This window comes from Halomonas salipaludis, assembly GCF_002286975.1.
GTDB classification, from domain to species: Bacteria; Pseudomonadota; Gammaproteobacteria; order Pseudomonadales; family Halomonadaceae; genus Franzmannia; species Franzmannia salipaludis.
Genome location: NZ_NSKB01000003.1, coordinates 145291 through 172204, shown reverse-complemented (window position 1 = coordinate 172204; position 26914 = coordinate 145291). Strand labels below are relative to the sequence as shown.

Sequence of the window (26914 nt, the reverse complement as noted above, 5' to 3'; positions counted from 1 at the left end):
TGCATGGAAAAGACATTAAAAACGAAGCGGCGTGGCCGCGGGCGGCCGCGGTTGGACGGTGGCAACGGTGAGGGGATCGTCAGCCGGGAGGCGGTGATCGACCTGGCCTACGAGCTGGCCCGAAGCGAACCCCTTGAGGATGTCTCCTTCGTTAGGCTGGCCAAGGTGCTGGGCGTGGTCCCTGGTGCGCTGCACTACCATATCGGCACCAAGGACGATCTGACCTCCGCCATCCTCAACCGCTTCTATAAGCAGTTGCTGGCACGGCTGAGAAAGATCCCCGAGGACCTGCCCTGGCGGGAACGCCTTCGCCAGTTCGCCTGCATCCTGATGGCCAGCGAACGCGATCATCGCGGTGCGGCCGAATATATCCAGACGAAGGCCAGATTCCGCGTATTCCAGAAGGTCCGGGCGGGGGAGACTGACTACGGGGCCGCTTACCTGGATCACGTCTTTAGTCTGTTCCGTGAGGCGGGCTTCGACGCCGAGCAGAGCGCGATGTTCTATCATGTGCTCGCCCTCCACTGCTTGGCCGCTGCTAACTCACACGTGGCACGTCTGGAACCGGCGGAGCATGAGCATTTCCTGCTTAAGCAGGCGAGTACTTTTTCCGCAGGCACAATGCCCGGCCTCGATTTTGCCATTAAGGCCTTTTCTGGTATCCGTGCAGACGACGCCTTCGAATTCGGCTTGGAGGCGCTGCTGGATCGTTTCGCCGCCGCCCGCGGGTGTGAGCCCAAGCAGGCGGTGCATGATGGCGTGAGCTAAGTTGTCGCCCGAGCGATAAGCGAAGTGTAATGCCCACTGGGGCGGCAGCCTGACTCAAACCGTCGAGCTTTCGAGAAAGCCGGCAGGGTTCAGGTCGCCTCCGATCGGGTTTCAAACTTGGAAACTGCCCCTAGAGGGGTGTTTATGCCGCCGCAATCTGCCCTTAGATCTCCAAATGTGCTTTTGGAGCTTTGTTGATTGCAGGCTCAACCAACGCTGCCACCTTGGCCAAGGCCTCTTTCCGCTCATCGAAGTAATCGTGACGGTCGTAGACGCCTTCGATGCCCTTGAGCTTGTGGTTCAGGCAGCGCTCCGCGACATGGCCCGGGACGCCAGCGGCAGCCAGCAGGCTGCGGCAGGTTCGGCGCAGGTCATGCACCGTGAACTCGGCAATGTCGCCCATTCTGTTCGCCGGCTGCTGCTTCTTGCCGGGCTCCTTGCCGAACAGCTTGGCAATGGCGCGATTCAGGGTGTCCTTGCCCATGTGTGGCCGCTTGCTGCTGCGGCGGCTAGGAAAGACGTAGGGTGAGCCGCAGGCGCGGATCTTTAGCTCTTCCAGCCAGCTCACGGCCTGAGGAGGCAGGGGGACGACGATCCCCGCGCCTGTCTTGCTTCGCTCACCGGACAGCTCCCACCGCCTGCCCTCCAGGTCGAATTCTGCCCACTGAGCCTCGGTCAGCTCGGTCTTGCGCACCCCCAGGACGAGCAGCAGTGCGCAGGCGAGGTAGTTGTCGCGGGTGAAGCTCTCCCGGTTGTCTCTGAAAATTTGGAAGACCTGGTGAATCTCCTCGACGGTGAGGGCTCGGTCACGACTTTTCTCGATGCCGCCGGCGTCGTTGACGCTGAAGGCTGCCGCCGGGTTGTAGGTGAGCAGTCCAAGCTTGATGGCGTGATTGAACAGCTGCTTGAGGTACATCAAGGTGTCGTTGGCGATGGCCGGACGTCCGCTGCTGGCAACCTTGCGGATGATGTCTCGCACGTCCATGGGGGTGACGTTCTCCAGGGCCTGGTGCCCAATGGACGGGGCGACTTCCTTCTCGAAGATGCGCTTCGGGATGCGTGGATGCTTCAGGCGCTTCTCTAGATCGTGGTACCAGTCGTCGAACAGCTCCCTGACGGTGTGGATAACGATCTGCTCTTCCCGCCTGCGCTCTTCGACAGGGTCGATACCGCTCCGGATGGCTTTCTGTGCATCTGCAGCTTGCTCGCGGGCCTCAGCCAAGGATAGGTTCACGCATTTTCCCAGTGTCAGTTCACGGCGCTTTCCGGCGAGCGTGAACCGATGCATCCAGTAAGGAGCGCCCTTTTTGGGAATCATCAGGTATAGGCCGTTGCCATCACTGTAGCGGCCCGGTACGCCGTCCTTGATCAGGGACTGGATCTTCTTGGCTGTGAAACTCCCCATCATTCACTCCTGGCAGCTGTTATCAAAAATTTGAAACCATCGTTTGAATTTTTGTCGGCCAAGGTCGGGCATTGCTCATCAACTCCCTGTATAGCCAGGCCTTCGTGCCTGGCTTGCTGGGGTGGGCCGTCACTGGAAGGAGGGCCATGCCTGGGTAGGAGTGTTTGAGGTGGGGAGTACCCATAGAGAATTTTCGCCTTTTTGGTGGGGAGTAACCTGGGATACTCCCCATTGTACTCCCCAATTGGCGATAGCTTAAGCTAGACTTCCGTAGATTGCTGTAGACAACCTCTCCAGTAATTTCCTTTAAAAATAATGAGTTGTGTATTTTGGTGGAGAGGTGTGGACGCTACTCGATATTCTGGATCTGCTCCCTCATCTGCTCGATCAACACCTTGAGCTCCACCGCGCAGCGGGTAGTCTCGGCGACGACTGACTTGGAGGAGAGGGTGTTGGCCTCGCGGTTGAGCTCCTGCATCAGGAAATCCAGGCGGCGCCCCACGGGGCCCTGCTGGGTGAGCTGGCGCTCGACCTCGCTGACATGGGTATCGAGGCGGTCGAGCTCTTCGTCGACGTCGGCCTTCTGCGCCATCAGCGCCAGCTCGGCCTCGAGGCGCTGGGGGTCGAGCTCGGCCTTGACCACCTCGAGCCGCTCGAGCAGCTGCTGGCGCTGGCGGGCGAGGATGTCGGGGAGCAGGCGGCGCACCTCGGCGACCTGCTCGCGGATGCCGGTCAGCCGGGCGCGGATCAGCTCGGCGAGCTGCTCGCCTTCGCGGGCGCGGCCGGCCACCAGGTCGTCCAGGGCGGTCTTGAACAGCGCCTGGGCGGCGGCCTGGATGGCCTCGTGGTCGACGCTGTCGGCGGCCAGTACGCCGGGGTGCTGGAGCATGCCGAGGGCGTCGGGCATGGCGACGCCGGGCAGCTCGCTGCGCACCTCGACCAGCGCCTGGGCGAGGGCCTTGAGGCGTGTGCGGTCGAGGCTCAGGCCGTCGCTGCCGGCCAGTGGCTCGAAGCGCAGGGTGCACTCGACCTTGCCGCGCGCCAGGCGGTGGCGCAGCGCGTCGCGCCACAGCGGCTCGAGGTCGCGCAGACTGTCGGGCAGACGGAAGTGCAGGTCGAGATAGCGCTGGTTCACCGAGCGCAGTTCGAGCTGCAGGCTGCCCCACTCGGCCTCGTGGCGCTGGCGGGTGAAGGCGGTCATGCTGTGCACCATGCGAATCTCCTGAGCTGTCGATAGCGGCGGGAAGCGATGGCGCCAGTGTACCCGATTCGTCGCCGCGAACGTGTAGAATGGCGCCACTGCGGCGGCCGCCAGCCATCTCGTCGGTCCGGCCGTCCGTTCTTCATTCCGATTGCAAGCCCGAGAGTTGAGAGACCTATGCGCCCCAGTGGACGACAGCCCGACCAGGCCCGCGAGATCCGCCTGACCCGCGACTACACCCGCCACGCCGAAGGCTCGGTGCTGGTGGAGTTCGGCGACACCCAGGTACTATGCAATGCCAGCGTCGAGGCCGGGGTGCCGCGCTGGCTGCGCGGCAAGGGCCAGGGCTGGGTGACCGCCGAGTACGGCATGCTGCCGCGGGCCACCCATACCCGCAGCGGTCGCGAGGCCTCGCGCGGCAAGCAGGGCGGGCGTACCCTGGAGATTCAGCGCCTGATCGGCCGCTCGCTGCGCGCCGCGGTCAACCTCAAGAAGCTGGGTGAATTCACCATCACCGTCGACTGCGACGTGATCCAGGCCGACGGCGGTACCCGCACCGCCTCGATCACCGGTGCCTGCGTGGCGCTGGTCGATGCCATCCGCTACATGCAGCGCAAGAAGCTGATCAAGCAGGACCCCTTCGTGCAGCTGGTCAGCTCGGTGTCGGTGGGCATCTTCAAGGGCACCCCGGTGGTCGACCTCGACTACCCCGAGGATAGTGGCGCCGATACCGACATGAACGTGGTGATGACCGAGTCGGGCGGGTTGATCGAGGTGCAGGGTACCGCCGAGGCCGGTGCCTTCTCGCGGGCTGAACTCAACGCACTGCTCGACCTGGCCGAGGCCACCGGGGCCGACCTCTTCAGCCACCAGCGCGAGGCGCTGGGCATCCGCCAGTAGCCGCGAGGCGCAACGCATGACGCCGGCTCTGGGGCCGGCGTCATGGGGACGGAGGACGGGGCCTAGAGACTGAGATCGTACTCGACGATCAGCGGTGCGAACTCCGAGAAGGTCGCATCATAGTCGATCCAGGCGTCGACCACATGGCGGCGGAAGTTGGGGCCGACCATCTGGTAGTCGAGGCGCCAGCCTTCCTGCCGCGAGCGCGGCTGGTCCTGATCCAGCGCCGGCCACCAGGTGTACTCGCCGGCGTCGCGATTGATCTCGCGGAAGGTGTCGATGAAGCCGGTCGGGCCGAGTACCTGATCCATCCAGGCACGCTCTTCGGGCTTGAAGCCCGGCGTGGTCTGGTTGTCGGCCCAGTTCTCCAGGTCGATGGTCTTGTGGGCGACGTGCCAGGTGCCGCAGATGATGTACTCGCGACGCTTGCGCGCCATCTTGCCGAGGTACTCCTGGTACTGCGCCATGAACGTTTCCTTGGCCTGCGGGTCGCTGCCGTCGGGCATCAGGAAGCTGGCGATGCTGAAGCGGTCGTAGTCGGCCTGCAGGAAGCGCCCTTCGTGGTCGCACTGCTCGAAGCCCAGGCCGTACATGATGGCCTTGGGTATCTTGCGGCAGTAGAGGCCGACCCCGGAGAAGCCGTCCTGTTCGGCGTCGAGGAAGTAGCCCTCGTAGCCTTCGGGGTAGAGAATACTGTCGTCGAGTTCGAAGCTCTTGGCCTTGAGGTTCTGTACGCAGACGACATCGGCATCCTGGTTGGCCAGCCAGTCGAGAAAGCCTCGACCGACCGCTTCGCGGATGCCATTGACATTGATGCTGGCGATTTTCATTACGTGGTCCCTTTTCCGTCGCGCGTGTATGATACCCGACGTTTCGACGTTTAGGTAAATGGCCTTAGTTGATAAACATGATAGGGGGTCCTGTGGCGCAGCAAGGCAATGCTGGCGAAATGCAGCCGTACCAGCGCGAATTCATCGAATTCGCCATCGATCAGGGCGTGCTGCGCTTCGGTGAGTTCACCCTCAAGTCGGGGCGCGTCAGTCCCTACTTCTTCAATGCCGGGCTGTTCAAGAGCGGCGCCGCTCTGGCGCGGCTGGGCCGCTGCTACGCCCAGGCCATCGAGGCCAGCGGCATCGACGCCGACGTGTTGTTCGGGCCCGCCTACAAGGGCATTCCGCTGGCCGCGACCACCGCCGTGGCGCTGGCCGAGCATCACGGACGCGACCTGCCGTTCGCCTTCAACCGCAAGGAAGCCAAGGACCACGGCGAGGGCGGCAATATCGTCGGCGCCGAGCTTGCCGGGCGTATCCTGATCATCGACGACGTGATCACCGCCGGCACCGCGATTCGCGAAGTGATGGCGCTGATCGATGCTGCCGGTGCCGAGGCGGCGGGCGTGGTGATCGCCCTCGACCGCCAGGAGCGCGGTGCCGGCGAGCTGAGTGCCATCCAGGAAGTCGAGCAGCGCTATGCCATGCCGGTGGTCAGCATCGTCACCCTGGATATGGTGCTCGAGTACCTCGAGCAGCATGCCGGCGAGTCGATGCGGCCTCACGCCGAGGCGATTCGCGCCTATCGCGCCCGCTACGGCGTGGGTCATTGACCCGCGTTTTTCCATCAGTCCTGTACGTGAGAGACATGCCATGCAACGTACCTTCCTCGTCCTGGCCGGCAGCACGCTGCTGCTGGCTGCCAGCGCCGCCTCTGCGGCCAGCAGCCTCGACCTCAACCTGAGCGGCGATGCCGTGCAGTTCGACGCCGCCGGCGAAATCGCGCCGGGCATCGCCCTGGGGGGCGGCATCCTGCACAGCGACTACCGCGACGATGCCACCCAGGGGCATATCCAGCTGCTCGGCGTGGATCGCAACAGCGACCTGGACATCGGCATCGGCGCGCGCTGGAGTCAGTATGACACCGACTACGGTAACGGCGGCGGGCTCGGCCTGGGCGGCTACGGCTACGCCTATCTGCCCCAGGCACCGGCGGTGTCGCTGGGCGGCTATGCCTTCTACACCCCCAGCGTGGTGACCACCAGCGACCTCGACGACAGCCTCGAAGTCGGCGTGCGGGCGCGCTACGCCTTCACCCGCAACGTCGACGGCTATGTCGGCTATCGCCGCCTGCGCGCCGATTTCGACACCTCGCCGGGCAACCAGACACTGGACAGCGGCGCCCATGCCGGGGTGCGACTGACCTTCTGATCCACCGCCCGCGTGCTATATCGGGCCCCTCGGCCTTGCCGAGCCGGGCCCGAGTGCGTTGGGGCCCGACACGCGGATAGCGCATGCTCGACGTGGTGCTGTACCAACCCGAGATCCCGCCCAATACCGGCAACCTGATCCGGCTGTGCGCCAATACCGGTTTTCGGCTGCATCTCATCGAGCCGCTCGGCTTCGTGCTCGACGACAAGCGCCTGCGGCGTGCCGGGCTCGACTACCACGAGTGGGCGGCCGTCCGTGTGCACCGCAACTGGCCAGCCTTTGTCGAGGCGGTGGCACCCGAGCGGGTATTCGCCGTATCGACCCGCGGCCGCAGCGGCTACCATGAGCCGAGCTATCGCCGCGGCGATGCGCTGGTGTTCGGCCCCGAGACCCGCGGCCTGCCCCAGGCGCTGCTCGATGCCCTGCCACCCGAGCAGCGCCTGCGTATTCCCATGCTAGCCGATAGCCGCAGCCTGAACCTCTCCAATGCCTGCGCCATCATCGTCTACGAGGCCTGGCGGCAGCTGGGGTTCGCCGGTGCCAGCGAGCCCACCAAGGAGTAAGCGATGTCGATCCAGCAGCGCCTGGCCAAGCTCAATCCCCGCCAGCAGGACGCCGTGCGCTATATCGACGGGCCTTGCCTGGTATTGGCCGGGGCCGGCTCGGGCAAGACCAGCGTGATCACCACCAAAATCGCCTACCTGGTGCAGGAGTGCGGCATGAGCGCCCGGCGCATCGCCGCGGTGACCTTCACCAACAAGGCCGCCCGCGAGATGAAGGAGCGCGTCGGGCAGATGCTCAAGGGCAAGGAGGGCCACGGCCTGACCGTCTCGACCTTCCACACCCTGGGGCTCAACATCATCCGCGGCGAGCTCAAGGCGCTGGGCTACAAGCCGGGCTTCTCACTGTTCGACCCCGAAGACGCCAAGGCGCTGCTGCGCGACCTGATGAACAAGGACGCCCAGGTCGACGCCGAGCAGATCAACGCCGTGCAGGGGCAGATCTCACAGTGGAAGAACGACCTGGTGCTGCCCGGCGAGGCGCTGTCCCACGCCGCCGACGACGACCAGCACTTCGCGGCACGGGTCTACGAGGCCTACGGCCGCCACCTAAAGGCTTACAACGCGGTGGACTTCGACGACCTGATCTTGCTGCCGGTGGTGCTGCTGCGCGACGACCCCGAGGCGCTGGCGCGCTGGCGGCGCAAGATCCACTACATGCTGGTCGACGAGTACCAGGACACCAACGTCTCGCAGTACCTGCTGGTCAAGCTGCTGATGGACGAGCGTAAAACCTTCACCGTGGTTGGCGACGACGACCAGTCGATCTACGCCTGGCGCGGCGCGCGGCCGGAGAATCTGGTGACCCTGGGCGAGGACTTTCCGCGCCTCAAGGTGATCAAGCTGGAGCAGAACTACCGCTCCACCGGCACCATCCTGCGCGCCGCCAATACCCTGATCGCCAACAACCCCCACGTCTATGACAAGACGCTGTGGTCGGACATGGGCGACGGCGAGGCAATCCGCGTGGTGGTCAACCGCCACGAGGAGGCCGAGGCCGAGCGGGTGGCCAGCGAGATCCTCACCCGGCGCATCAAGGAGCGTGCCGAGTGGCGCGACTTCGCGGTGCTCTACCGCGGCAACTTCCAGGCCCGCCTGCTGGAGCTCAAGCTGCAGCACTACCAGATTCCCTACAAGCTCTCCGGCGGCACCTCGTTCTTCTCGCGCAACGAGATCAAGGACGCCATGGCCTACCTGCGGCTGCTGATCAATCCCGCCGACGACAACGCCTTCCTGCGCATCGTCAACGTGCCACGCCGCGAGATCGGCCCCGGGACCCTGGAGAAGCTCGCCAACTACGCCACCGAGCGCGGCAGCTCGCTGTTCGCCGCCTGCCACGAACTGGGCCTCGAGCAGCTATTGCCGACCCGCGCCGTGGAGCGCCTGGGGCGCTTCACCCACTTCATCGACGGCGTGCGACGGCGCATGGACGGCGGCGACGCGATCCATGCCATCCGTGACATGCTGCGCGAGATGGACTACGAAGCCTGGCTCTACCAGAACGCCAGCGCGCCGACCATCGCCGAGCGGCGCATGGCCAACGTGTGGATCCTGATCGACCAGCTCGAGAAGTCGATGCAGCGTGCGCCTGATGAGACGGGAGACGAGAGCATCGCCAGCGAAGACACCGAAACCGACAGCGTCGAGGCCGCCATCTCGCGGCTGGTGCTGCGCGACATCCTCGAGCAGCAGGCCGAGGAGGACGACTCCGACCGCGTCCAGCTGTTGACCATGCACGCCTCCAAGGGCCTCGAGTTTCCCCACGTCTACCTGATGGGCTGGGAGGAGGAACTGCTGCCGCACCGCAACGCCATCGAGGCGGGCACGGTGGAGGAGGAGCGCCGCCTGGCCTACGTCGGCATTACCCGCGCGCGACGCACCCTGACCCTGACCCTGGCCCGCCAGCGCAAGAGCTACGGTGAGCTGATGGACTGCACCCAGAGCCGTTTCCTCGACGAACTGCCCGAGGCGGACCTGGCCTGGGAGGGGCGCGCCGACAAGGAAGACCCGGATAAGAAGCAGGCGCGGGGCAAGGATGCGCTAGCGGGTATCCGCTCGCTACTCAACTAGCAAAGTCTTCACCCGCCGGCAGGAACCGCCCAGACACAGGAAGGGCGCCGAATGGCGCCCTTCCAAGCAATGACCGTCAACCACTCAGGCCTCTTATTCGGACTCGGCGACCATAAAGTCGACGATGGCTCCGACCTCTTCATCGGAGAGGCTGGTGTTGCCACCCTTGGGCGGCATCGCGCCGATGCCGTTGATGGCGTGGTCGTAGAGGGTCTCCATGTCCTGGTCGAGACGCTCGCCCCAGTCCTCACCCAGGATCGGCGCGCCGGCGGCACCGCTGGCGTGGCAGGCCGCACAGCCGCCGCTGGCGTAGAGCGCCTCGCCGTCCAGGCCATTCTCTTCTTCGGTAGCGGCCACGTCTTCTTCGACGACGGCCTCTTCCTCGCCATTGGCAGCGTCGGCCATTTCGGCCTCGTCATCGCCGCCAATCTCAGGCAGGTCGCCGTCGTAGACGGATTCGACCAGGTAGTTGGTAGACGCCATCACCTCTTCATCGGAGAGGTTGGGGTTACCGCCCTTGGGTGGCATGGCACCGATGCCGTTGATGGCGTGGTCGTAGAGGGTCTCGATGCCCTGGTCGATGCGATCGGCCCAGGCGTCGGCGTCGCCCATCATCGGCGCGCCGGCAGCACCGCTGTCGTGGCAGGCGGCGCAAACACGACCGTAGATGGTTTCACCGTCGATCCCGTTACCGCTCTCCGCGGCAGCGTCGCCGCTTTCTGCGGCTGCAGCAGTGCCGCAGTCCTGGCCCTGCAGGCACACCTGGCCCACCGGCCGGAGGCGCTCGGCAATGGCATCACGATCGGCCTCGGCGTGTGCTTGGGAGGCGGCCGCCACGGCCAGGCCCAGGGTGGTCAGGCACCCGATGATCAACTTGCTGGAATTCACTCTCACCACCTCTTCCGGTCCGGTATCGAGAACTGCTCGATGCATTATTGTGTGGGGCGCCGCCATGCCACCAAGTAGCCGCGCCAGGCACGAAGAATGGCCACAGTATACCGGCAAGAGGTTTGCCAGGAAAATGCCCCATTGCAGGCCATTTGGCGAAGGCCCTCGCGCTGTGGCCTCGGTGACGCTGGACACTCGCCAGGCAGGCGGTTAGCATTGTGCCCGCTTCAACGCACTGCAGCCCGCTGCAGCCGCGCGCCCATAGCTCAGCTGGATAGAGTACTGCCCTCCGAAGGCAGGGGTCGAAGGTTCGAATCCTTCTGGGCGCGCCAATAACATCAGCAAAAACGGCCACTTAGCGAATCATCGCGGTGGCCGTTTTTCGTTTCTCGGTTCCAAAATAGCGCACCTGGGACTCGGCAGCCCCGGTCTGACCAAGCCTCATACGCTGCCCGCGCTATGACGCGGGCGGCTTGGCTGTATAACTCATGGTGCGCTTGATATTTCGAGTGTTGTCAGGATATTGCGGCTGACCTTGAGGCCAGTAGCTACAGACAATATGTGATCTATTATAGTAGATCAAAATTTCTCCATGATATATCATAGCAGATCAATGGTTCTTGAGCTTCACGCATAAGGTGATCTGGTTTAATAGATCAAAGCTGCCATGTGATATAGAAAAGCAGATCAAATGAGCTATGGAACGGAACAAATGGCCGCACGACTCAAGGCCGCACGACAAGCCAAAGGGCTCAGCCAGCGGGAACTGAGCGCGCTTGCTGGTGTGCCGCAGTCGCACATCTCGAAGATAGAAAATGATGCCGTTGACTTGCGCGTCTCAAGCCTTTCTAGCATCGCCCACGCGCTGGACCTGGAGTTGATGCTCGTTCCCCGCAAGGCGCTTCCGGCTGTCCAGTCAATCACCCGCAGCGTCGCCAGCGCGCCGGTCGTCAACGCGGCAACACAGCGGGAACTCGACCGCATTCGCGAGACGGTCGATGCACTCGCATCCCATGCCTCTGGCGCGAGCTTCGACAACCTCCAGCGCCGCATCCGCGAGATCACCCAAATCCAGAGCCAGATTGACCCCGACATTCTGCAAAAGGTCAGGCGTACCCTCGAGTCTATCGAGTCGTCGGGCAGCAATGAGGCCATCAATCGGGCTGTCGAAAACATCCGTTCCTTGCGCAACCAGCTTGCTTATCGCGCCGCGTCCCAAGAGACGCCGCGTGCCCCAAGGCCAGCCTATCGGCTGGAGGAGGATCAAGATGGCTGATGTCTCTGTCCTTGATGTCCTGTTCTATGGAGAGTCTATCGGCACTCTTACCAATGTCGGCGGGGACCGGACGATTTTCGCCTTCAACGAAGCCTATATCGACAACCCTAACAGGCCGACCCTGGGGCTGGCCTTCAAGGACGAATTCGGCACGCTGCTTACGGACTTCCACGCCTACCAGAAGCGCGTGATGCCGTTTTTCTCGAATCTTCTGCCTGAAGGACATCTGCGCAAATACCTTGCGGAGAATGCGGGCGTAAATCCCGAGCGCGAATTTCATCTACTTTGGGCGCTTGGTCACGACCTGCCCGGCGCGGTTACGATCAAACCCGCCGATGGCGAGGCATGGCCGCCGATTGGCGGTCAGGGCTCCGATGCCGGTTACACTGAAGATGATCGTCGCGAGAACGCCTTGCGGTTTTCGCTCGCCGGGGTGCAACTCAAATTCTCGGCGGTTCTCGCACCGACTGGGGGCCTGACGATTCCCGCATCCGGCGTTGGCGGCTCATGGATCGTGAAACTCCCATCGCGCGAGTTCGAAGGCGTTCCCGAAAACGAGTTTTCGATGATGACGCTCGCGCGCCTCATCGGAATAGATGTCCCGCCGATTGATCTTGTCGATGTCGGCAGCATCAAGAGTCTGCCCGAAGGAATCGACAAGATCGGCCAACGCGCCTTCATTATCGAACGATTCGACAGGCTGTCTGATGGCAGCGCCGTCCATATCGAGGATTTCGCGCAGATCTTCGATGTCTATGCCGAGCATAAATACAAAACGGCAACCTTGCGCAATATCGCGCAGGTACTTGCCGCCGAGACCAATGATACTGATATTGCCGAGTTCATCCGGCGGCTGGTGTTCTGCATTCTGACCGGAAACGGCGATATGCACATGAAGAACTGGTCGCTCATTTATCCCGATCGGCGAAACGCCGCGCTCGCTCCGGCCTACGATCTTGTTTCGACCATCCCCTATATCCCCAACGATGATATGGGGCTCAAGATCAGCCGGACTCGCGTCTTCGCCGAACTGACCAACGACGAGCTTGAGCATTTGGCAGCCAAAGCCGCCATTCCCGAAAAGCTAGTGCTGGATACGGCTCACGAGGCTGTTGCACGCTTCCACCAGCACTGGCAGGCCGAGAAGTACAATCTCCCGATGACAAAGCAAGTCCGCGAGGCTATCGAGGCGCATATCAAGCGCCTCCCGATAGCGCAATAAGAGGTTACCACGATCAAGCGCAAAGCCCCTTCTTCGAGGCGCGCCACTATTCCGAGGGTCTACGGTTCCGCCGTAGGCCCTTTTTCATGGGTTTCTCACCAAGAAAGGGCTTGTTGCAGAGCTGCTGCGTGGTTCTGTGTGTGACTAGGGACTGAAGGCATTAAGGCGCTCGGCGCTTTGCTTGACATGTACGACGACAGGGCCGTCATGGGTTAATGCTGCTTCTATGACGTGATCGGCATCTGCATCTTCTGAAATCGAGTAGCCTTTTACTCCGAACGATTCTGCCCAGGCCACAAAGTCTGGGTTGGTTAGTGAGGTGGCAACAGGACGACCGGGAAATAGTTTCTCCTGAAAACCTTTTATCGTCCCATAGACGGCATTGTCGGCAATAATCAGTTTGATGTTGGCGCCATGATGAACGGCGGTGGCGATTTCGTTGCCATTCATGAGCGCACCGCCATCTCCCATAAAGGCGATAACCGTATGCTCGGGATGCCGCATTGCTGCAGAAACGGCAAATGGCACCCCACTGCCCATTGCGCCTGATGCGCTGCCCAGTAGGTGTTGCCCCTTGTGGACGGTCAGGTAACGATGTACCCAGGTGGCAAAATTACCCGAATCAAGACAGAATAAGGTATTCGGTGGTGCATATTCATCGACCGCGATAACGACACAACCCAAATCGACACCTAGGTCGCTAGGTTTTGGCGAAAAGCGCGTTAGTTCGCGGTGGCGCTGTGTCAGCTTGCCGACCCATGCGCTACGTGAAAATTCTGTCGGCGGCACTGGATGACGAGCGAATTCGCTAAGAAAGCTACCACTATCAGCAACAATTCCCATCCATGGTGCTATATTTCTGCCAAGCTTTTCAGCGTCTGGATAGACGTGGATAACGTCCTGCTCAGGCAGGGGAGAGGCCGGGAAGGTAAAGCCTTGCGTGGTAATGTCGCCGAGTCTGGTGCCGACCGCTAGTATCAAGTCGGTCTCTTTTAGCGCATCGGCCATGACCGGGTTCATCACAAAACCCACCTGGCCTATCCAATGTGGGTGATCATTGGCCATTACGTCTTGCTGCTTGAATGCACCGAGTACAGGCAAGCCCCACTGCTCTGCGATTTGGCATAGCGCAGCTTTAGCATCGGCGCTACCGATCTGGCTACCGGCGATTAGGAGAGGGCGCTGTGCCTTGCTTAGCCGCTGGGCCACTGCTTCAAGATCGGCTGTCGTTGGCCCTGAACATAAGGCTCTGGGTGGGCCCGCAGAGGCGCTAGCGTCGATATGGTCTTCTAGCATATCCTCGGGCAGGACAATGACGACCGGTCCAGGGGTACCACTGATCGCGAATTGCCAAGCTTGGGCGATAAGGTCGTACATCCTTGATCCATCGTGTATTTCGATCACTTTCTTGGCAATATCACCGAAAGTCGTGCCGTAGTCCACCTCTTGGAACGCGCCTCGCCCCAACTCCTTGCGGGTCACGTGACCAATAAAAGCCAAGAGCGGAATGCCATCTTGTTGAGCCGCATGGAGTGAAATAGCAGCGTTCATGGCGCCCGGACCGCGGCTAGTAAAGAGCACCCCAGGACGGTTGGTTAGCTTTGCGTCTGCAAGGGCCATGAAACCAGCGCCACCCTCGTGTCGGCATGCAACGACCTCAATATACTTATGATCATACAGTGCATCCAATGCAGCCAAATAGCTTTCACCGGGTACGCAGAAAATACGATCGACCTCATACGATGCCAGCTGATTTACGAGTGCCTCTGCAGCAGATAGTCTCATGGGTAAAGCCTGTAAAAATATTATTAATGTAGAAACTCAGGCCGAGAGGTCCTCGGCCTGAGTGAAGGCTAGGCATTAGAACTCGATATTTTCAGCCGCTTGGGTAAGTGTGGCTTCATTCTCGGTCAGAAAATCGCGGTATGCCTGTCCTTCCAGGAACAGAGGGACTGAGCCGAGATCATTGATTAAGCGCTGCTGAAGCTCTTCGTTTTCTAATGCATTTTCAAATGCGCTAGCAAGAATGTCTATATGCTCCTGCGGCGTACCTTTGGGAGCAAAAATACCGCGGCTGGTAGCCGACTCCATCTCAATACCTAGTTCATGGAAAGTTGGAATTTCCCCAAGGCTATCAAGCCTTTCACTATGGGCTATACCCAGTGCCCGCATTGTTCCGTCTTCATAAAATGCGGAGCAGCAAGCTGGATTAGTGATAGTGAAATCGATCTCTTTCGCTGCCAAGGCAGCCATCTGCTCTGAGGTATCGGCATAGCCAATCATGCGGACATCGTTCATGTCGATATCCATGGCCTCAAACATCTGCACCCAGAAAAAATGATCGGTTGACGTTGGTATCATGCTGAACCGAACTTCTCCCGGATTGTCCGCGATATATTGTGCTATCTCACTCGCATCTTGGACAGGGTGATCGGGATAGGTGGTGGGCATATTGAAGGTCTGGGTAAGACGCGCTACTGGGTCGAAGGCATCGTAAGAGTAATCGACCATGCCCGCTATCTTGGATAAAGCAATATTGTCGTGTCCCCCCAAGATGGTATACCCGTCGGGTGTCGCCTGCATTACATGCCTGGACCCTATCGTAGCACCGGCTCCTGTCATATTAACTGGAACGACAGATACACCGAGCTCCTTCTCCGCCTCACGGGCAATCTGACGGAATATGATGTCTGTAGGTCCACCTGCACCATAGGGGATGACCATTCGGATATCCTTACTTGGATAGTCGCTTGCTGAGGCAGCTGATGTCATCGTGGCAGCTACGATAGAACAAATAAATACAGCTTTTTTCATGTTGTTAGATTGCATTTTTCACCCGTCTTATAGAATCGTATGCGTTATGGTTATCGATTAATTAATAGGCTATTTCGAGCACGCTTCTATAGAGGCTGATGCTTCTCACTGAGGGTATTGATATTGCAGAGCTGGATCATGAAGATCCATCTCGCTGCTTTGGATAGCCCCTCGTGGTCCAACAAAGCCCTAAGATATTGATATTTCGCCTCTGTATCGCTACTTTATAAAAATATCGATATTGCTCGCTTTTCTAATGTAGCGGGGGTGCTAGACGCCGTCAAGCGCTGAACTCTGCTCTGCACCATCGCCGCCACGCCGAGGCTGTGCCAGGCTGCGGGAGGGGGGACGGTGGGCGCGGGTAGGCACGTCGGTGGCCGAGGAGTAGGCCAGCGCTTTCTCCATGTTTTGTCGAAAGATGTATATATTAGGGAGATGCGCTGATATAAACGAAGCGAGCCGGCTATCAACTAGCCGGCTCGCTTCGTAGTAGACCGGTGTCAGCGGCTATTGAAAGTGATGCGCTAAACGCCTAAATCGTTGACGACACTAGGTAATCTCACAACCGCTGAATATCGATCACGTAGCCGACGATGGGATAGCCGGCCTTGCGGGCGGCCTTCTCGGCGTCCATCTGCGCTTCCAGCTTGGAGATGCTGGTGGAGTGGTATTCGAAGGCGGTATCCATCTCGAGCTGCTTGGTGCGTACCGCCAGCTTGACGATATGCCCGGTCTTCATCGACTTGGCGTCTTGCCTGTCGAGCTTGACGGGACGCGCGGCGGGCTTGCTCGGGGTGGTCGTCGGTTTGGTGTCAGGCTTGAGGAAGTCCTCGATCTCCTGCTGCATGCGCTGTTCGAAATCGGTCAACTCTGAGCTCATGGGCAACCTGTGGGTGACTATTGGGTGCCTGCATGATAGCTGAGTAAGGCAAAGCCCGGCTATTGCCGGGCGGTAGGAATTACCTATTCAGCAGACCCCCTGTTCGATCATGGCGTCGGCGACCCTGCGGAAGCCTGCGATGTTGGCGCCCAGCACCAGGTTGCTGGGCTCGCCGAACTCCTCGGCGGTGTCGGCGCACTGGCGGTGGACGCTGGCCATAATCGCCTTGAGCTTGGCGTCGACCTTCTCCAGCGGCCACTGCTGCATGCTGCTGTTCTGGGCCATCTCCAGTTGGCTGGTGGCCACGCCGCCGGCGTTGGCCGCCTTGCCGGGGCCGTAGGCGACCCCGGCGCCCAGGAACAGATCGACGGCATCCGCCGTGGCGGGCATGTTGGCGCCCTCGCTGATGCAGTCGACGCCATGGCCGAGCAGCGTCTCGGCATCGGCCTTGGTCAGCTCGTTCTGGGTGGCGCAGGGGAAGGCGGCATTGGCCGGGATGCGCCACACCGCATGGCCGTCGGCCGGGTAGTCTGCCACCGGCACGTAGTGGGCCTCGGGGTGCGTGGCCAGGTAGGCCTCCAGCGAGACGCGTTTGACCTCCTTGAGCTCCTTGAGCAGCGCCAGGTCGATGCCGCGCGGGTCGTGGAGCATGCCGCGGGAGTCGGAGCAGGTGATTGGCGTGGCGCCCAGTTCGTAGAGCTTCTCGATGGTGTAGATGGCCACGTTGCCGGCCCCGGAGACCAGGCAGGTCTTGCCCTCGATGCCCTCGCCGCGGGCCTCGAGCATGCTCTGGGCGAAGTAGACCGCGCCGTAGCCGGTGGCTTCCTTGCGGCCGAGCGAGCCGCCCCAGCTCAGGCCCTTGCCGGTCAGCACGCCCTCGTAGCAGCCGGTCAGGCGTTTGTACTGGCCGAACAGATAGCCGATCTCGCGGGCGCCCACGCCGATATCGCCGGCCGGCACGTCGGTAGCCGGGCCGATATGGCGATAGAGCTCGCTCATGAACGACTGACAGAAGCGCATGATCTCGGTGTCGGACTTGCCCTTGGGATCGAAGTCCGAGCCGCCTTTGCCGCCGCCGATCGGCAACCCGGTCAGGGCATTTTTGAAGATCTGCTCGAAGCCCAGGAACTTGATGGTGCCCGCGGTGACGCTGGGGTGGAAACGTAGGCCGCCCTTGTAAGGGCCCAGCGCCGAGTTGAACTGCACCCGGTAGCCTTTGTTGACCTGCACCTTGCCGGCGTCATCGGTCCAGCAGACGCGGAACATGATCTGGCGCTCGGGTTCGACGATGCGCTCGATGATGCTGTGGTCGTGGTAGTAGGGGCTGCGCTCGAAGAGTGGGCGCAGGCACTCGAGGACCTCTTCGGCGGCCTGGTAGAACTCGGTCTGGGCCGGACTGCTGTGGCGCAGGCGTGAAATGGTGTCGTGGACATAGGGCATTGGACGTTTCCCCAACAGTAACGATGGTTGACGGTACGGCGACGCAATGCACCATTATGCAGCGTCTGCATGACCCATGTCGGAAATGGTCTTCATCGCGGGGCGAAATTCAGCAAAAAAGCCCCATCTTGAGCACCAAGGTGGTGCATGGTGAATGTAAGACAAATGCTGGTTAAACGTACCGGCGGGCGTATTGGCCCGCCAGTGAATGCCGATAGGGGCCGCGCCGGGGTCAGGGTGCGACGCTGGCGCCCTGGATGCCGTGACGCGCTAGGGCCTGCTCAACGAAGCCGCTGGCCTTCATCTCCTCGACGAACGCACGCAGGCAGTCGGCGGCGGCCTCACCGCGACCCTTGGGCAGGCCCATGGCCTGCTGGATCACCATGAAACGCCCCGGCAGCAGGCGCAGCCCGTCGTGCTGCTGGCTATCCTGCTCCAGCTGCTGCTTGACCCCGGCGGCAACCTCGAGCCGCTGCTCGACGAACTGCGCCACCACCGCGGTGGAGGTCGGCGCGCGGACGATCTCGGCCTGCTCGAGTTGGCGGCTCAGGTAGAGGTCGTAGGCGCTGCCCTTGCCCACCACCACCCGATTGCCGGCGTGATCGACCTGCTCGTTATCGGTCAGCGGCGAGTCGTCGTGTACCAGGTAGCAGCCCTCGATCAGCACATAGGGGGCGGTGAAGTGGATGCCTTCGCCGCGCAGCGGGTCAATGGCGAAGAAACCGATATCGGCGCGCTCGGCGGTAACCGTCTCGACCGACTGGCCGGCGGAGTCGAAGGCCAGCAGCTCGATCTCGACGCCCAGCCGCTCGGCGAAGGCCCGCGCGAGGTCGACGGAGACGCCGCAGGGCGCGCCGCTGTCGGGCTCGCGGCCGGCCAGGATGGGATTGCCGAGATTGATGGAGGCGCGCAGCACGCCAGTGGGGGCCAGGGTGTCGCGCAGGGCGGAAGAGATCTGCATGGAAGCCTCGTGGGTCGCTCGTGGTCGATGCGTCCCACGGTAAGCAATCCGCGTCGCCGGGGGAAGCCAGACATTGTGTGCGTCCCAGCGCGGCGCGTTTTTGCTCTACACTAGCCAGCTTTGGCTGAGAGCAGGCAGGTGCCGGACAGTGCCTGATAAGGAGTGAGACCTTGGATCTCGTTTGGTGGTTGGCCTATATGGCGCTGGGCGGTTTCGTCGGCCTGATGGCCGGGCTGCTGGGAATCGGCGGCGGCGGCATCATGGTGCCGGTGCTGACCTCGCTGTTCGTGCTGCAGGGCGTGCCCCACGAGCACCTCGCCCACCTGGCGCTGGGCACCTCGATGGCCGCCATCGTGCCGTCGTCGCTGTCGAGCCTGCGCTCGCACCACCGCCACGGCGCGGTGCGCTGGCAGGTGGTGCGCTATATCACCCCAGGCATCCTGGCCGGGACCTTCCTGGCGACCTTCGTCGCGGCGCTGATCCCCACCCGCGGGCTGGCGATCTTCTTCGCCTGCTTCATGCTGCTGATGGCGGCGCAGATGCTGGTCAACCTCAAGCCCAAGCCGACGCGGGGCCTGCCGGGCCCGCTCGGGGTCAGCGCGGCGGGTGCCGGCATCGGCGCTATCTCGGCGCTGGTGGCGATCGGCGGCGGGGCGCTGACCGTACCGTTTCTCACCTGGTGCAACATCAAGGTCCAGCACGCCATTGGCACCTCGGCGGCGGTGGGGCTACCCATCGCCCTGGCCGGGGCGATGGGCTACCTGATCAACGGCTGGGGGGTGGCGGGCCTGCCTAGCGCGGCGCTGGGCTACGTCTACCTGCCGGCGCTGCTGCTGATGGCGCCGCTGAGCATCCTCACCGCCCCCATGGGGGCACGGCTTGCCCACCGCCTGCCGGTGGCGACCCTCAAGCGGGTGTTCGCGGTGATGTTGGTGATCCTCGCCGCGCAGATGGTCTACACGGTCTCCACGGCGTGAGTGCAGCCCTTTTGTAGGCACCCTCCTAACGCAGGGGGTCGAGCAGTTCACTTAGTCCGTTATGGTCGATCTCGTGCATCAGCTGCAGTAGCCGACCGAGTTCGCCGGCGGGGAATCCCTCGCGGGCAAACCAGGCCAGGTAGGGGCCAGGCAAATCGGCGATTAGGCGCCCGGCGTACTTGCCGTAGGGCATTTTCATCCTGACCAGGGTCTGCAGGTCCTCGGGGTGCATCGGCGGCGGTCCTCGATGGTTGAATCGCCGCCACTCTACGATGCCTCACGCCACAAGGCCATCGCCGCCTAGACCGAGACACCGAGATAGCGCCCCAGCGTCGCCTCGTCGGACATCGACTCGCCGCCGGCGGTCTCATGCACGATCTGGCCCTCCGACATGAAGTAGGCGCGATCGGCCGCCATCACCGCGGCCTTGACGTTCTGCTCGATCAGCAGCACCGCCACCCCCTCGCGGCTCAGCTCCTTCAAGCTCAGCGCCACGTCCTCGACCACGGCCGGTGCCAGGCCCTCGGTCGGCTCGTCGAGGATCAGGCAGCCCGGGTTGGTGACCAGGGCCCGGCCGATGGCCAGCATCGAGCGCTCACCGCCGGAGATCTGGTCGCCATAGGCGCGGCGCCGTCGGCCCAGCGAGGGAAACAGCTCGAACACCCGGCTAGCTGACCACTGCTGCCCGGCGGGGCCCTTGCGGGCGTTCAGCTGTAGGTGCTCGTCGACGCTGAGCGAAGGAAACAGACGCCGCCCCTGGGGCACGTAGCCGACCCCCAGATGGGCGATACGCTGCGGCGGCCAGCCGAGCACCTGCTGGCCGAGCAGTTCCACCGAGCCGCGTGCCTGGGGCGGATCGAGCCCCATCAGCGCCCTCGCCAGGGTGGTCTTGCCCACCCCGTTGCGGCCCATGATCGCCACGCACTCCTTGCCGACGCGGAAGTTGAGGTCCTGCAGTGCCAGGCCCAGGCCGTAGTGGGCCTCGAGTCGTTCGACACTTATCACTGTTTCAGCCATCGGCACGCCCCAGGTAGATGTCGCGCACACCCTGGTGGGCGGCAATCTCGTCAGGCGTGCCCTCGGCGAACATTTCGCCCTGGTGCAGCACCGAAATGCGGTCGCTCAAGGCCAGCACCATCTCCATATCGTGTTCGATCATCAGCAGCGTCACCTCCTGGGGCAGGTTGCGCAGGATGCCCTGCAGCACCTGGCGCTCGGCATGGGAGAGCCCGGCGGCGGGCTCGTCGAGCAGCAGCAGTCGCGGCTGCTGGGCCATCACCATGGCCAGCTCCAGCTGGCGCAGGGTGCCGTAGGAGAGGTTGGCCACCGCCTCGTCGAGTACCGGCGTCAGCCCCAGCTGCTCGGCGGTGGCCATCAGGTCGTCGTCGAGGCGCGACTGCCAGGGCTGCCACAGCGACGGCAGCCAGCCATTGCCGCGGGCCAGCGCGAGGTTCTCTCGCACCGTGACCGATGGCACCAGGGTCGACACCTGATAGGTGCGGCCCAGCCCCTTGAGGGTGCGCTGGATGACCGTATCGCGGGTGATGTCGTCGCCGAAGAAACCGATCGAACCGTGGTCGGGCTTGAGCTCGCCGGCAATCATATTGAACAGCGTGGTCTTGCCGGCGCCGTTGACGCCGATCAGCCCGCGCCGCTCGCCGGCGTCCACCCGCAGGTGGACGTCGCTGGCCACCATCAGCGAGCCGAACGACTTGGCCAGGCCGGCGACCTCCAGCGCCGGCACAGGGCTCATCTCAGGTTGTGGATCAGTCATAGTAAGGGTCCGAGCAGTTGCCGGGCGGGAAGTCGCGGCTGTCGGGCTCGCCGGCGAGGTACTCCTCGGCCTCGAAGGGGCCGAACTGGCTGACGTTCTCGTAGGTCTCGATCGGCACATTGACCAGGCGGCCGTCGACTTCCTGCACCTCATTGATGTAGATGTTCTGCACCGGGTTGCCGTAGTCGTCGAGATGGAAGGGGCCGCGCGGCGCATCCGGCATCTCGGTCTCGCGCAGTGCGGCAATCACGGCGTCGCGGTCGCCGCCGTTGGCGCTCTCGAAGGCATTCACCGCCATCTTGAAGGCCACATAGCCGTGCTCGGCCGGTGCCAGCGGCATGACCTCGTCGCCGTGCATCGCCCAGAAGGCGTCGCGGAACGCCTGGAAGTTGTCGCTCTCCAGACCTTCGGCATACTGCAGCGCCGAGAGGCCGCCGATGGCCTGCTCGCCCATCTCCGGCAGGTCGCCCACGGCGAAGAAATTGGAGCCGCCGAGTAGCGGCATGCGCGCGTCGATGCCGAAGTCGTAGTACTGCTGGAAGAACGCCAGGCCGTCGCTGCCGGCGCCGTTGTAGAGCAGCGCATCGCCGTCCGGCAGGGTCGCCAGGATCGAGCTGTAGTCCGAGGTGCCGGTGGGGTGCCAGATGCGCTCCACCGACTCCCCGCCCGCGGCGCAGAAGCCCTTGAGGAAGCCGCCCAGCTGGTTGTAGGGGAAGGAGTAGTCCTGCCCGACCATGACGATACGCTGGTGGCTCAGCTCCTCGGCAACGTACTCGCCGAAGGCGAACATCGGCTGGGCACCGGTCCAGCCGGCGCGCACCACGTTCTCGGCGCGGTCGCGCATGGTGATGTCTTCGGGGGCCGAGTAGGAGATCACCGTCGGCATGCCGGAGCCCTTGGCCCACTCCAGTCCGGCCAGGCCGGTACCGCCGAGCACCGGCCCGATCACCAGGTCGACGTCGTCGCGGGACTGCATGGCCCGCAGCCGGTCGACGGTGGTCTCGGCGTCGCCCTGGGAGTCGTAGAACTCGACCTCGATATTGAGCGCCTCCAGTCGCTCGGCGAGCTCCTCCTGGGCCAGCTCAACGCCCATGCGCTGCTGCTCGCCGAAGAAGGAGAACACCCCGGTCGTGGGTCCGATCACGCCGATGCGTAGGGTGTCGTCGGCCTGCAGGTGGGCGGTGGCGCCTACCGCCAGGGCGGATATGCTGCTTACGATGAGCGTCTTGGCGTACTTCATGGCTCTTCTCCTCGGGTTGTTGTTGTCACACAAGCCTGGGGCTTCGACTTGCGCGTGAAACGCTGCTCGAATACCTCTGCCAGCCCACGCGGCATCAGCAGAATCGAGAGCAGCAGCACCACACCGATCACCATCATGTGGCGGTCGGTGTACTGAGCGACCAGGGTTTCCAGGGTAATCAGCACGGCCACCCCAAGCGCCGGGCCCAGCAGGCTGCGATAGCCGCCTAGCACCGCGGCGGTGAGCACCCATACGGCGTGCCCGAGCCCCAGCGGTGACGGCGACATGATGCCCATGTCATAGACCAGGAAGACCCCCGCCACGCCGGCAATGGCGCCCGCCAGCACGAAAGCGCTGAAGCGGGCCAGGGCGACGGGATGGCCGAGCGCGCGCATGCGCTGTTCGTTCTCCTGTATGCCCAGCAGCAGCAGTCCGAAGGGCGAGCGGTAGAGGCGCCACATGGCGAGGAAGATCGCCACCGTGACCGTGGTGACCAGCACATAGAAGACCCGGGTATCGTTGAGGTCGATACCGCCATAGACCGGCAGGCGCACCCCGGCGATGCCGTTGTAGCCACCGGTGACGTCGACCCACTGGAACGACAGCGCCCAGACCATCTGCCCCAGCGCCAGGGTCAGCATCAGGAAGCTGACCTTGCGTGAGCGCACCGTCAGCAGGCCGAAGATCACCGCGCTGAAGGTGGTCAACAGCAGCGCCAGCAGCACCACCAGCGGAAAGGGCAGGCCATAGCGCACGCCGAGAATGGCGACGCTATAGCCGCTGATGCCGGCAAAGGTGGTCTGACACAGCGAGAACCAGCCCAGCCGGCCGGCCAGCAGTGAGAAGCTCAGCGCCGCCAGGGCGTAGATCATCGCCCGGTTGGCCTGGGACACCGCGTAGTTGCCCATCAACAGCGGCCAGGCCACCAGTGCGGCGATAATCACCAGGATAAGCAGGTATTCGCGTTTCATGCAGCCCTCCCGAACAGGCCCTGGGGGCGAAAGACCAGGATCAGCGTCATCGGCAGGAACAGGAAGAACAGCGCGAACTGCGGCAGGTAGCCGGTGGCGAAGCTCGACACCATGCCGGTGATCAGCGCGCCGACCGCGGCCCCCTTGAGCGAGCCCATGCCGCCGATGATGATCACTACCAGCGAGAGCATCAGCACCCGCACGTCGAGCCCCTGGGTCAGCGACATATAGGAGGTGCCCACCACGCCGGCCACCCCGGCCAGGAAGCTGGCCACGGCAAACACGCCGCCGAACAGCAGCGGCACGTTGATGCCCTGTGACATGGCGGTTTCGCGATCATCGACGCCGGCGCGGATGGCGGCGCCGAGGCGGGTATAGGTCATCACCAGCCACAGTACGATGCCCAGCAGCACGGCAAAGATCATGATCAGCACCCGGAAGTAGGGGTACATCATCACGCCCAGGTCCACCGGTGCGCGCAGTTCGCGGGGCAACGGCAGGCTGACCGGCTGCCCGCCGTAGATCACCAGTAGGGCGTCGGCGATGATCAGCCCCACGGCGATGGTCAGCAGCGCCTCGGAGAGGTCCAGGCCGCGTACCCGCTGGAGCAGGAAACGCTCCATCAGCAGGCCGACCAGTAGGGCGATGGCACCGCCGGCCAGCAGACCCAGCGTCAGGCTACCGGTGTCGCGAATCACCTGGACACCGACATAGCCACCCAGCAGATAGAAGGCGCCGTGGGCCAGGTTGACCACGCGCATCAGCCCGAAGGCCAGGGTCAGGCCGCTGGCCATGATGAACAGCAGCGCCGCCATGGTCAGGCCGTTAAGGGTCAGGAAGTAGAAGGTGTTCACTGCCACACCTCCCAATGGTTGTTGAAGCACATGGAAAATCAGCCCCGGCGAACGTTCTTGAAGGCTCGTGTCTGCTCGGTCAGGGCACGCTCGGTGGGCAGGCGCTCCATGCTCGAGGCGCCGTAGAAGCCGTGACACCCGGGGCAGCGCGCGAGGACGTATTCGGCGTCCTCGGGGTCGGCAATCGGGCCGCCGTGGCAGAGCACGATAATGTCGTCACGCACGGCCCTGGCCGCCGCCGCCCAGTCGTTGATGGCGTCGACGCAGTCGTCCAGGCTCATGGCGGTCTCGGCGCCGATGCTGCCGCCGGTGGTCAGCCCCATATGGCAAACGATGATGTCGGCGCCGGCCTCGGTCATGGCATGGGCGTCCTCGGCGCTGAACACGTAGGGCGTGGTGAGTAGCCCGGCCTCGCGGGCCTGGCGAATCATCTCCACTTCCAGGGCGTAGCTCATGCCGGTCTCTTCCAGGTTGGCGCGGAAGGTGCCGTCGATCAGGCCCACGGTGGGGAAGTTCTGCACGCCGGCGAAGCCCATCGCCTTGAGCTCGGCCAGAAAGGGTTCCATGAACACGAAGGGGTCGGTGCCGCAGACGCCGGCCAGGACGGGGGTCTTCTGGGTCACCGGCAGCACCTCGCGGGCCATCTCCTTGACGATCTCGTTGGCATTGCCATAGGGCATGATCCCGGCCAGCGAGCCGCGCCCGGCCATGCGGTAGCGGCCGGAGTTATAGATCACGATCAAATCGATGCCACCGGCTTCCTCGCACTTGGCCGACAGGCCGGTGCCGGCGCCGCCGCTGACGATGGGCTCGCCGCGTGCCACCATGGCCTGGAAGTGCGTCATCAGCGCTTCTCGATTCCACTTCTTCAATGTGTGCTCCTTGAACGTGTTGCCATGACCTCGCGGAACTGCTCGACCAGCTGTGCAGCGAAGGCCGGGTCATTGATGTGATGGGGCGAGCGAATCAGCTGTCGCTCGGGGGTCTGCTCGACGGTCTGCTCCAGCGCCTCGAACAACGCGGCGTCGGCCGCTGGGTCGTGGAAGGGCTGGCCTGGAGCGTCCAGCGCCGAGACGCCGCCCTCGGGCAGCAGGAAGCGCACGGGTCCGCGGCTGCGGTTGAGCTTGTCGCCGATCCAGCGCCCCATGCGCGCGTTCTCCTCGGCGGTGGTGCGCATCAGCGTGATTTGCGGGTTGTGCTCGTAGAGCAGGCGCTGGCGATAGCGCTCGGGGACGGACTCGAGGCCGGCGAAGTTGACCATGTCCAGCGCGCCCACCGAGCCGACGTAAGGCAGCGCGGTTCGCGCGACGACATCGAGTCGCGAATCGCCGGCACTGAACACGCCACCCATGAACAGATCGCAGATCTCGGTGGTGGTGACATCCAGCAGGCCTTCGATCATGCCGCTATTGGCGAGTTTCTCCAGCGAGCGCCCGCCGGTGCCGGTGGCGTGGAACACCAGGCAGTCGTAGTCGGCCTCGAGGCTCTCGCAGAGCCGGTTCACGCAGTCGGTGGTGACGCCGAACATGCTCAGGCCGATGGCCGGCTTGTCGTCGGCAATCGCCGGAATGCGTTCGCGCAGCATGCCGGCCAGGGCGTGGGCAGCGTTGCCCAGCACCCGCCGCGAGATGCGGTTGAGGCCGGCCACGTCGGTGACCGAGTAGAGCATGGCGATGTCGCTGGGGCCGACGTAGGGCGCGACGTTGCCGGAGGCGATGGTCGAGACCAGCAGCTTGGGCACGCCGATATCCAGCTCGCGCAGCGCCTCGGCCATGGCCGCCACCGCGCGGCCGCGGTCGTTGACGAACACCGCGGCGGCCCCCTCGGGGTGGCAGGCGGCGACCTCGGCGGCGCTGATGTCGGCAACGCCCTGGTCGTCACCCTGGGTGCCGACGTCGACGATGCAGCTGTCCACGCCGGCGGCCTGCAACCGCTCGCGCAGGTAGCGCAGTTCGGTGGCCTTGGTGTCGCAGGTGCCGATCAGATAGGCGATGGGTTGCATAAGCGCCTCCTAGCGGCCGACTTCCGCCGCGCCTTCGAAGGCCAGCCGGAAGGTGTCGGTAACGCGCTGCACCACGTCATCATGGTCAGCGTCGTCGACCTCGAACTCCGCCCACCATTCGCCGAAGCAGTGGCCGCTGGTGGTGATCGGCTTGAGGCGCATCTCCGAGACATAGCCGCGCACCGGCAGCGCCGGGGCGTCGAGGATACGGTAGCAGCACAGGTGCTCGCGGTCGGAGAGCGACAGCAGCTCCTCGCGGATGGCATTGCCGTCGTGGTCGTGGAAGTGGCGCACGCAACCGAGCTGGTCGGCGGGCTTGCCGTCCTCGATATAGCTCTTGGCGAAGAACGGGTGGTAGTCGGGCAGCCCGTTGAAGTCGCGCAGCACGCGCCAGGCTTGCTCCAGGCTGATCGGCATGACGGCACTGACATAGACGCGGGTCATGGTGTGCTCCTTATTTTATGTTTATGGCGATATCTTCAGGGCGACTGCATGGTTGCACCGCTCGTG

27 protein-coding genes and 1 tRNA gene are annotated in these 26914 nt (G+C 63.3%); 10 read left to right on the top strand and 18 right to left on the bottom strand.

Translation table 11 applies throughout. The features are described 5' to 3' along the window. Nucleotides 1–3 precede the first annotated feature (3 nt). Nucleotides 4–768 carry a TetR/AcrR family transcriptional regulator gene (locus CK498_RS08395; protein WP_095620425.1) on the top strand — a complete coding sequence of 255 codons (765 nt, stop codon included), beginning with the start codon at nt 4–6 and terminating at the stop codon, nt 766–768. 163 nt (nt 769–931) lie between these two features. Here CK498_RS08395 and CK498_RS08390 read toward each other — a convergent pair whose 3' ends face one another. Then, nucleotides 932–2173, bottom strand: a complete 1242-nt coding sequence (locus CK498_RS08390) for a tyrosine-type recombinase/integrase (RefSeq protein WP_095620424.1) — start codon at nt 2171–2173, stop codon at nt 932–934. A gap of 349 nt (nt 2174–2522) precedes the next feature. Beyond that, the gene (locus CK498_RS08385; RefSeq protein ID WP_095620423.1) at nt 2523–3386 is read right to left on the bottom strand and encodes a YicC/YloC family endoribonuclease; all 864 of its coding nucleotides are present in this window, start codon (nt 3384–3386) and stop codon (nt 2523–2525) included. A gap of 165 nt (nt 3387–3551) precedes the next feature. Between CK498_RS08385 and rph the strand changes: the two genes are divergently transcribed. Continuing rightward, a complete protein-coding gene (gene rph, locus CK498_RS08380; protein ID WP_095620422.1) occupies nt 3552–4274 on the top strand; it encodes a ribonuclease PH in 723 nt (240 codons plus the stop codon). Nucleotides 4275–4336: 62 nt separating this feature from the next. Here the strand turns inward: rph and CK498_RS08375 are convergent, their stop codons facing one another. After that, nucleotides 4337–5104: an exodeoxyribonuclease III gene (locus CK498_RS08375; RefSeq protein WP_095620421.1), complete on the bottom strand. Its 768-nt coding sequence runs from the start codon at nt 5102–5104 to the stop codon at nt 4337–4339. A gap of 119 nt (nt 5105–5223) precedes the next feature. Between CK498_RS08375 and pyrE the strand changes: the two genes are divergently transcribed. From pyrE to rep, 4 genes are all read left to right on the top strand, one after another. Then, nucleotides 5224–5877, top strand: a complete 654-nt coding sequence (gene pyrE / locus CK498_RS08370; RefSeq protein WP_095620805.1) for an orotate phosphoribosyltransferase — start codon at nt 5224–5226, stop codon at nt 5875–5877. Between the two features lie 40 nt (nt 5878–5917). Then, the gene (locus CK498_RS08365; protein WP_095620420.1) at nt 5918–6475 is read left to right on the top strand and encodes a YfaZ family outer membrane protein; all 558 of its coding nucleotides are present in this window, start codon (nt 5918–5920) and stop codon (nt 6473–6475) included. 83 nt (nt 6476–6558) lie between these two features. Next, nucleotides 6559–7038, top strand: a complete 480-nt coding sequence (gene trmL, locus CK498_RS08360) for a tRNA (uridine(34)/cytosine(34)/5-carboxymethylaminomethyluridine(34)-2'-O)-methyltransferase TrmL (protein ID WP_095620419.1) — start codon at nt 6559–6561, stop codon at nt 7036–7038. 3 nt (nt 7039–7041) lie between these two features. Further along, nucleotides 7042–9105, top strand: coding sequence for a DNA helicase Rep (gene rep, locus CK498_RS08355; protein WP_095620418.1), 2064 nt, complete (start codon nt 7042–7044; stop codon nt 9103–9105). 93 nt (nt 9106–9198) lie between these two features. Here the strand turns inward: rep and CK498_RS08350 are convergent, their stop codons facing one another. Beyond that, nucleotides 9199–9993, bottom strand: coding sequence for a c-type cytochrome (locus tag CK498_RS08350; protein ID WP_229359012.1), 795 nt, complete (start codon nt 9991–9993; stop codon nt 9199–9201). Nucleotides 9994–10248: 255 nt separating this feature from the next. Here CK498_RS08350 and CK498_RS08345 point away from each other — a divergent pair. From CK498_RS08345 to CK498_RS08335, 3 genes are all read left to right on the top strand, one after another. After that, nucleotides 10249–10325: transfer RNA gene (locus CK498_RS08345), tRNA-Arg, on the top strand. A gap of 359 nt (nt 10326–10684) precedes the next feature. After that, nucleotides 10685–11269: a helix-turn-helix domain-containing protein gene (locus tag CK498_RS08340; RefSeq protein ID WP_095620416.1), complete on the top strand. Its 585-nt coding sequence runs from the start codon at nt 10685–10687 to the stop codon at nt 11267–11269. Next, a complete protein-coding gene (locus CK498_RS08335; protein WP_095620415.1) occupies nt 11262–12491 on the top strand; it encodes a type II toxin-antitoxin system HipA family toxin in 1230 nt (409 codons plus the stop codon). The genes CK498_RS08340 and CK498_RS08335 overlap by 8 nt, the downstream gene beginning before the upstream one ends. 144 nt (nt 12492–12635) lie before the next feature. Here CK498_RS08335 and CK498_RS08330 read toward each other — a convergent pair whose 3' ends face one another. From CK498_RS08330 to CK498_RS08310, 5 genes are all read right to left on the bottom strand, one after another. Further along, nucleotides 12636–14276 (bottom strand): thiamine pyrophosphate-dependent enzyme, encoded by a 1641-nt coding sequence (locus CK498_RS08330; RefSeq protein WP_095620414.1) that lies wholly within the window; start codon nt 14274–14276, stop codon nt 12636–12638. A gap of 75 nt (nt 14277–14351) precedes the next feature. Then, the gene (locus tag CK498_RS08325) at nt 14352–15320 is read right to left on the bottom strand and encodes a tripartite tricarboxylate transporter substrate binding protein (RefSeq protein ID WP_229359011.1); all 969 of its coding nucleotides are present in this window, start codon (nt 15318–15320) and stop codon (nt 14352–14354) included. Between the two features lie 544 nt (nt 15321–15864). Further along, nucleotides 15865–16173 carry a hypothetical protein gene (locus CK498_RS08320; RefSeq protein WP_095620413.1) on the bottom strand — a complete coding sequence of 103 codons (309 nt, stop codon included), beginning with the start codon at nt 16171–16173 and terminating at the stop codon, nt 15865–15867. Between the two features lie 99 nt (nt 16174–16272). Continuing rightward, nucleotides 16273–17625: an NADP-specific glutamate dehydrogenase gene (gdhA, locus tag CK498_RS08315; protein WP_095620412.1), complete on the bottom strand. Its 1353-nt coding sequence runs from the start codon at nt 17623–17625 to the stop codon at nt 16273–16275. A 232-nt stretch (nt 17626–17857) separates the two neighbouring features. Further along, nucleotides 17858–18586 (bottom strand): ABC transporter substrate-binding protein, encoded by a 729-nt coding sequence (locus CK498_RS08310; protein ID WP_095620411.1) that lies wholly within the window; start codon nt 18584–18586, stop codon nt 17858–17860. 170 nt (nt 18587–18756) lie between these two features. Here CK498_RS08310 and CK498_RS08305 point away from each other — a divergent pair, with 170 nt between their 5' ends. After that, on the top strand, nt 18757–19563 hold the full coding sequence (locus CK498_RS08305; protein ID WP_095620410.1) for a sulfite exporter TauE/SafE family protein: 807 nt from the start codon (nt 18757–18759) through the stop codon (nt 19561–19563). Nucleotides 19564–19588: 25 nt separating this feature from the next. Here CK498_RS08305 and CK498_RS08300 read toward each other — a convergent pair whose 3' ends face one another. From CK498_RS08300 to CK498_RS08260, 9 genes are all read right to left on the bottom strand, one after another. Next, complete coding sequence (locus CK498_RS08300; protein ID WP_095620409.1) at nt 19589–19795, bottom strand: DUF3820 family protein; 207 nt, start codon at nt 19793–19795, stop codon at nt 19589–19591. A gap of 68 nt (nt 19796–19863) precedes the next feature. After that, the gene (locus CK498_RS08295; protein ID WP_095620408.1) at nt 19864–20580 is read right to left on the bottom strand and encodes an ABC transporter ATP-binding protein; all 717 of its coding nucleotides are present in this window, start codon (nt 20578–20580) and stop codon (nt 19864–19866) included. Continuing rightward, nucleotides 20573–21337, bottom strand: a complete 765-nt coding sequence (locus CK498_RS08290) for an ABC transporter ATP-binding protein (protein WP_217987734.1) — start codon at nt 21335–21337, stop codon at nt 20573–20575. Before CK498_RS08290 ends, CK498_RS08295 begins: the two co-directional genes overlap by 8 nt. Beyond that, nucleotides 21330–22577, bottom strand: a complete 1248-nt coding sequence (locus CK498_RS08285; RefSeq protein WP_095620407.1) for an ABC transporter substrate-binding protein — start codon at nt 22575–22577, stop codon at nt 21330–21332. The genes CK498_RS08290 and CK498_RS08285 overlap by 8 nt, the downstream gene beginning before the upstream one ends. Beyond that, complete coding sequence (locus CK498_RS08280; RefSeq protein WP_095620406.1) at nt 22574–23548, bottom strand: branched-chain amino acid ABC transporter permease; 975 nt, start codon at nt 23546–23548, stop codon at nt 22574–22576. Before CK498_RS08280 ends, CK498_RS08285 begins: the two co-directional genes overlap by 4 nt. After that, nucleotides 23545–24402, bottom strand: coding sequence for a branched-chain amino acid ABC transporter permease (locus CK498_RS08275; RefSeq protein ID WP_095620405.1), 858 nt, complete (start codon nt 24400–24402; stop codon nt 23545–23547). The genes CK498_RS08280 and CK498_RS08275 overlap by 4 nt, the downstream gene beginning before the upstream one ends. A 38-nt stretch (nt 24403–24440) precedes the next feature. Continuing rightward, the gene (locus CK498_RS08270) at nt 24441–25274 is read right to left on the bottom strand and encodes a phosphoenolpyruvate hydrolase family protein (protein ID WP_217987733.1); all 834 of its coding nucleotides are present in this window, start codon (nt 25272–25274) and stop codon (nt 24441–24443) included. Continuing rightward, entirely contained in the window at nt 25271–26404 is a 1134-nt protein-coding gene (locus CK498_RS08265) for a Tm-1-like ATP-binding domain-containing protein (protein WP_095620404.1), read from the bottom strand. The genes CK498_RS08270 and CK498_RS08265 overlap by 4 nt, the downstream gene beginning before the upstream one ends. 9 nt (nt 26405–26413) lie before the next feature. Next, on the bottom strand, nt 26414–26848 hold the full coding sequence (locus CK498_RS08260; protein ID WP_095620403.1) for an SRPBCC family protein: 435 nt from the start codon (nt 26846–26848) through the stop codon (nt 26414–26416). Nucleotides 26849–26914 lie beyond the last annotated feature (66 nt).